The organism is Teichococcus coralli, assembly GCF_009829925.1.
Classification (GTDB): Bacteria; Pseudomonadota; Alphaproteobacteria; order Acetobacterales; family Acetobacteraceae; genus Pseudoroseomonas; species Pseudoroseomonas coralli.
On record NZ_SNVJ01000052.1, the window covers coordinates 1 to 4,256 of the forward strand.

A 4,256-nucleotide genomic window follows, 5' to 3' on the forward strand; every position below is an offset into this window, starting at 1 on the left:
AGATCCGGAGGTTCTGTTAGACGTTCTAAAGGACATTGCGCGGGCGGCCGGCGTCGAGGATGAACTGATTGGCGTCGAGGAGGTCGCGTCCGACGCAGGCATCGTGAGTGCCGTCGCATATGCGCCGAGCCAAGTTATGCTGCTTGACGAGATCGGCTCCTTGATCGAGGCGACGAACAACGGCCGTTCCGCCCTGTACGTTCAGAACGTCAAACCGCTGCTTCTCAAGCTCTACTCCAGTACCCGAACGACCTTCAAGTCCAAGAGCTACAGGGATCGCAGCCAGGTCCAAATCATCGATCAGCCATGTGTCAGCCTCCTCGGCTGCTCCACGCCTGAGAGCCTCTTCTCAGCTCTCCAGTCGAAGGATATCGCGAACGGCCTACTGTCGCGAATGGTGCTCTTCTCCGCCGGTGATCACGACCCTCTTGGCCGTCCTCCCGAGCGCTGTGAGGTTCCGCAGGACCTCATTGACTGGGTGAGGACTTGGCGCGCGCAGAAGCCCGCTGGCGCGCCAGGTCACCTGAACGAGCGGGTTGAGCCAATCCAGGTCGGGATGACGCCTGCGGCCATGGAGATCGCACAGCGCTTCGACGCCGAAATGCATGCTCAGAAGGCAAAGGCCCGCAAGCACGGCCTTGACGCCTTGTATGCGCGCGCGACCGAGAATGCGCTCAAGTTCGCACTTATTCGCACCTGTGCGCCGCTGCCGGCGAAAACGAACTCCGGCTTCGAGCTGGATTACGAGTCCCTCTGCGTGGATGAAGACACTATGCTTTGGGCGTGCCACAACTCGCGCGCGACGATCGACGAAATGAGTTGGCGTGTCCTCCACGAAATTGCTGACACTCAGTTCGAGAAATATCTGAAGGCGGTTCGAAGCGCGGTTCACACGGCTGGTCCGGCCGGTCTCACGCAGAGCGCTCTCGATCGACATCGCGCCACGCGCGTTCCGAAGGCCATCCGGGATGATGTCATGGAGGCCCTGAAGCGGTCGGGCGAAGTTACCCTACATGCCTTGAAGACAGGTGAGCGAGGCCGCCCACCTGAGCGCTTCATCCATAAGGATTTCCTCTCCAAAGCGCAGCGCAAGGCGTTGGAGGATGCAGATGAAGCCGCTTCCGCCAGCAATGATGCACCTCAGGTAATCCTTCAGATGCAACCGGCCCTTCCTGTCAGGCACCCTGCTCTCAGGCTCTCTGTCAGTGATGGAATCCTCTGCGAGGAAGCCGGCTAATAGGGCCAAGAAAGTAGGCTAGTTCGACCGTGGCGACGTGTTTCACGGCGATTGGAACGTCGATGAGCCCGGTGAGCGCAGGCGGGATGGAGTGGGAGGGCTGGCGCAGCCGACTGTGCGGCTCGCCGGCAGCGGCGAGGGTGCTATCCAGCCCGTAGGTGAAGGGCAGCATGGCAAACGCGATGATCTCGTCCTGCGCCGGATCCAGTCCCGTGATCTCGAGGTCGAGCAGGAGGCCAAGCCGGGCTGAAACCCCGGGCGGGCAGGCATGGGCCGGCCGCGGCGCAATCCGGCGCAGCACGCGGTAGCGCCCGCTGGCCTCCAGCGTGTCGGGATCGGCTTCAGCGGCGGTTGAACTTGTCATGGCTGCGGCATGCCGTGTCCCGGCGCGGAACGCCCCCCGCTTGCGGGCCCGAGTGCCACGACCAGGGGCGGGGGCCTCTTTCGACAGCTTCGATGTCTTTATACTTGGCCGCGCACCTTCTTTCCGCCATTCTTGCTGTCGAAAGGAGGGCGCCCGGATGAAGCTGCCCGACCTGATCGCCCGCGTCGCCGGCCAGCTGGAGCACGCGCCCGAGCGCGTCACCCCGCGCTTCGTCCGCTTCCTGATCAGCCAGGGGGTCATCGATGGGCCCGGCGGCAGCCGCGCGCAGCCGGCGTACAGCGAAGCCCAGGCGCAGGGCATCCTCGACTACCTGCGCCTGCGCGACCTCGGCGTTCCGCTCGAGGAGGCCCGCGCCATCCTGCGCGGCGCGCCCGCCGGCCGCTTCAAGGCCGCGCTCGGCCCCGGCCTGCTGCTGATCGTGGATCCGGCCTCTCTGGGCCCTAGCCCCGACCCGCAGGCCGCCGCCGCCCAACTCATCCAGACCCTCGAGACCCTGCTGTCAGCCCGCAAGGACGCCGCCGATGCCCCCTGAGCCCCTCCCCGCGCTGGCGGATCCGCTGGCGGCCTATGCGCAGCCGGCCATCAACCGCCAGACCCGGCAGCCGGTCCCGCTCACCGGCACCGCGATCACCGTACGGATCGCCGGCGGCCTAGCGATCGTCGCCACGGAGCGCTGCCTCCACAACGCCGAGGCGGCGAGCCTCGAGGTCACGCTGACCCTGCCGGTGCCGGTGCATGCCACCCTGCTGCGCCTCGCGGTGCGCATCGGCGAGCGCGTGCTGACCGGCCGGGCGCAGCGCCGCGACCAGGCGCGGGCGACCTACGAGGACGCACTCGACCGGGGCCAGACGGCGGTGCTGCACGAGGAGGTGCTGCGCGGCGTGCACATGCTCTCGGTCGGCCACGTGCCGCCGGGAGAGAGCGTGGTGGTCACCAGCACCTGGGCGATGCCGCTGGCCCTGGCCGACCGCACCGGCCGGGTGACCCTGCTGCGCATCCCGACCACGGTGGGCGACGTCTATGGTCGCTCGCCGCTGGCGGACAGCGATGACCTGCGCCATGGCGGCCCGGTGCAGGAGGTCGACCTGACGGTGCGCTGCGACCAGGGCCAGGTGGCGCTGGCGGGACACCCCCTCGTCGACGGCCGGGCCCGGCTGCGGCTCGACGCGCCGATCGACCTGCGGATCACCGGGTGGTCGGCCACGCCACTGCACGGTCGGGCCGCGGACGGACGGTCCGTGCGGCTAGAGATCACCGTGCCGGACCATGACGCGCCGGAGGCGCTGGACGCCGCCGTGCTGGTGGACCATTCCGGCTCCATGGCCGACACGGCGTCGAGCCAGCCGGCGCGGTCGGGTCGCGGCGGCCTCAGCAAGCATGCGGTGCTGGTGCAGGGCCTGCGCGCGGCCGCCGCGGCGCTGCGCGACGGGGACCGGCTTGACCTCTGGGAGTTCGACGACGACGCCGAACCAGTGGAGGCGGAGAGCTTCCGGGCGGCGGTCGCGCGGCTGAGCGGGCCGCGCGGCGGCACCGAAATCGGCGCCGCCCTGGCGCAGGTGCTGCAGGCGCGGGCGACCCGCGACGTGTTGCTGGTCACCGACGGCAAGAGCCATGCGCTGGAGGTGCAGGCGCTCGCCCGCCGCGGCCGGCGCGTCCAGGTCGTGCTGATCGGCGAGGACAGCCTGGAGGCGCAGGTGGGGCACTTGGCCGCGCTGACGGGCGGGCAGATCTTCATCGCCAGCGGCGAGGCCTCAGGCGAGGCGGTGCGCCTGGCCGTCCGGGCAATGCGCCAGCCTCACCTGACCGCACCGGCCAGCGAGGGGGCGCCCACCCAGCTGGAGACGGTGCTGGGCGGCCTGCATCTCGCGGTCCGCTGGAGCGAGGCGGAGGGGGCGGCGGAGATGCCGGATCCGGAGCTGTCCCGCGCGGTCGCGGCGGTCGCCGCGGCGCTGGCCCTGCCCCGCCTGGACCATGATGCGGCGGCGGCCCTCGCCGAGGCCGAGGGGATCGTCGGCCACCTGACCAGCCTGGTGCTGGTGGACGCGGCGGGCGCGGCGCAGGAGGGGATCCCGGCGCAGCGCCAGCTCGCCGGCATGACGCCGGCGACGGCGGCGCTGCCGATGCTGGAGGCGGCGATGGACCTGCCGCCGCCGGTCCGGGCCTTGCTCCGCGCGGCGCCGCCGAGGCCGTCTCGGCGCACCCGGCCGCAGCCGGCCGGCACCCCGCCGACGGCCTCCATGGCGCCCCCGAACCCGGAGGAGGCGGGCCCGCGCTCGCCGGTCGGCGACCTGCACCGGGTGGGCCGGGTCCTCGACTGGTCCGCCGATCCGGAGGCGCTGCGGCGCGGTGAGCTGGCGGCGCTGCCGCCCGTCCTGCAGGCGGCGGTCCGGCAGGCCAGCCAGTTCGCAGCGGTCCTCACGCTGGCCCAGGCGCTCGGCACCCCGCCCGAGGTGATCGTGCTGGCGCTGATTGCCGGGCTGGAGGCCGGAACGAACCGCGGTGCGCAGCGCTTTGCGCGGGCCGTGCTGGGCAAGGCGGAGCCGGCTGCTGTGGCCGGAGCCCGTGGGGTGCTCGGACTCTGATGCTGCAGGCTTGGGCCGACACGCTTAGAACGTCTAACAGAACCTCCGGATC

Annotated in this window: 4 protein-coding genes; 3 read left to right on the plus strand and 1 reads right to left on the minus strand. The window is 70.5% G+C overall.

Annotated elements, in window-relative coordinates; genetic code table 11:
* A partial coding sequence (locus E0493_RS22810; protein WP_160939559.1) for a DUF3987 domain-containing protein occupies positions 1-1,237 on the plus strand: 1,237 nt, incomplete at its 5' end.
* Here E0493_RS22810 and E0493_RS22815 read toward each other — a convergent pair.
* Complete coding sequence (locus tag E0493_RS22815) at positions 1,203-1,601, minus strand: hypothetical protein (RefSeq protein WP_160939560.1); 399 nt, start codon at positions 1,599-1,601, stop codon at positions 1,203-1,205. The two genes, E0493_RS22810 and E0493_RS22815, sit on opposite strands and share 35 nt — an antisense overlap.
* A gap of 157 nt (positions 1,602-1,758) precedes the next feature.
* Between E0493_RS22815 and E0493_RS22820 the strand changes: the two genes are divergently transcribed.
* Together E0493_RS22820 and E0493_RS22825 are read left to right on the plus strand one after the other, a co-directional pair.
* The gene (locus E0493_RS22820) at positions 1,759-2,154 is read left to right on the plus strand and encodes a MerR family transcriptional regulator (protein ID WP_160939561.1); all 396 of its coding nucleotides are present in this window, start codon (positions 1,759-1,761) and stop codon (positions 2,152-2,154) included.
* The gene (locus E0493_RS22825) at positions 2,144-4,204 is read left to right on the plus strand and encodes a VIT domain-containing protein (protein ID WP_160939562.1); all 2,061 of its coding nucleotides are present in this window, start codon (positions 2,144-2,146) and stop codon (positions 4,202-4,204) included. Before E0493_RS22820 ends, E0493_RS22825 begins: the two co-directional genes overlap by 11 nt.
* Positions 4,205-4,256 lie beyond the last annotated feature (52 nt).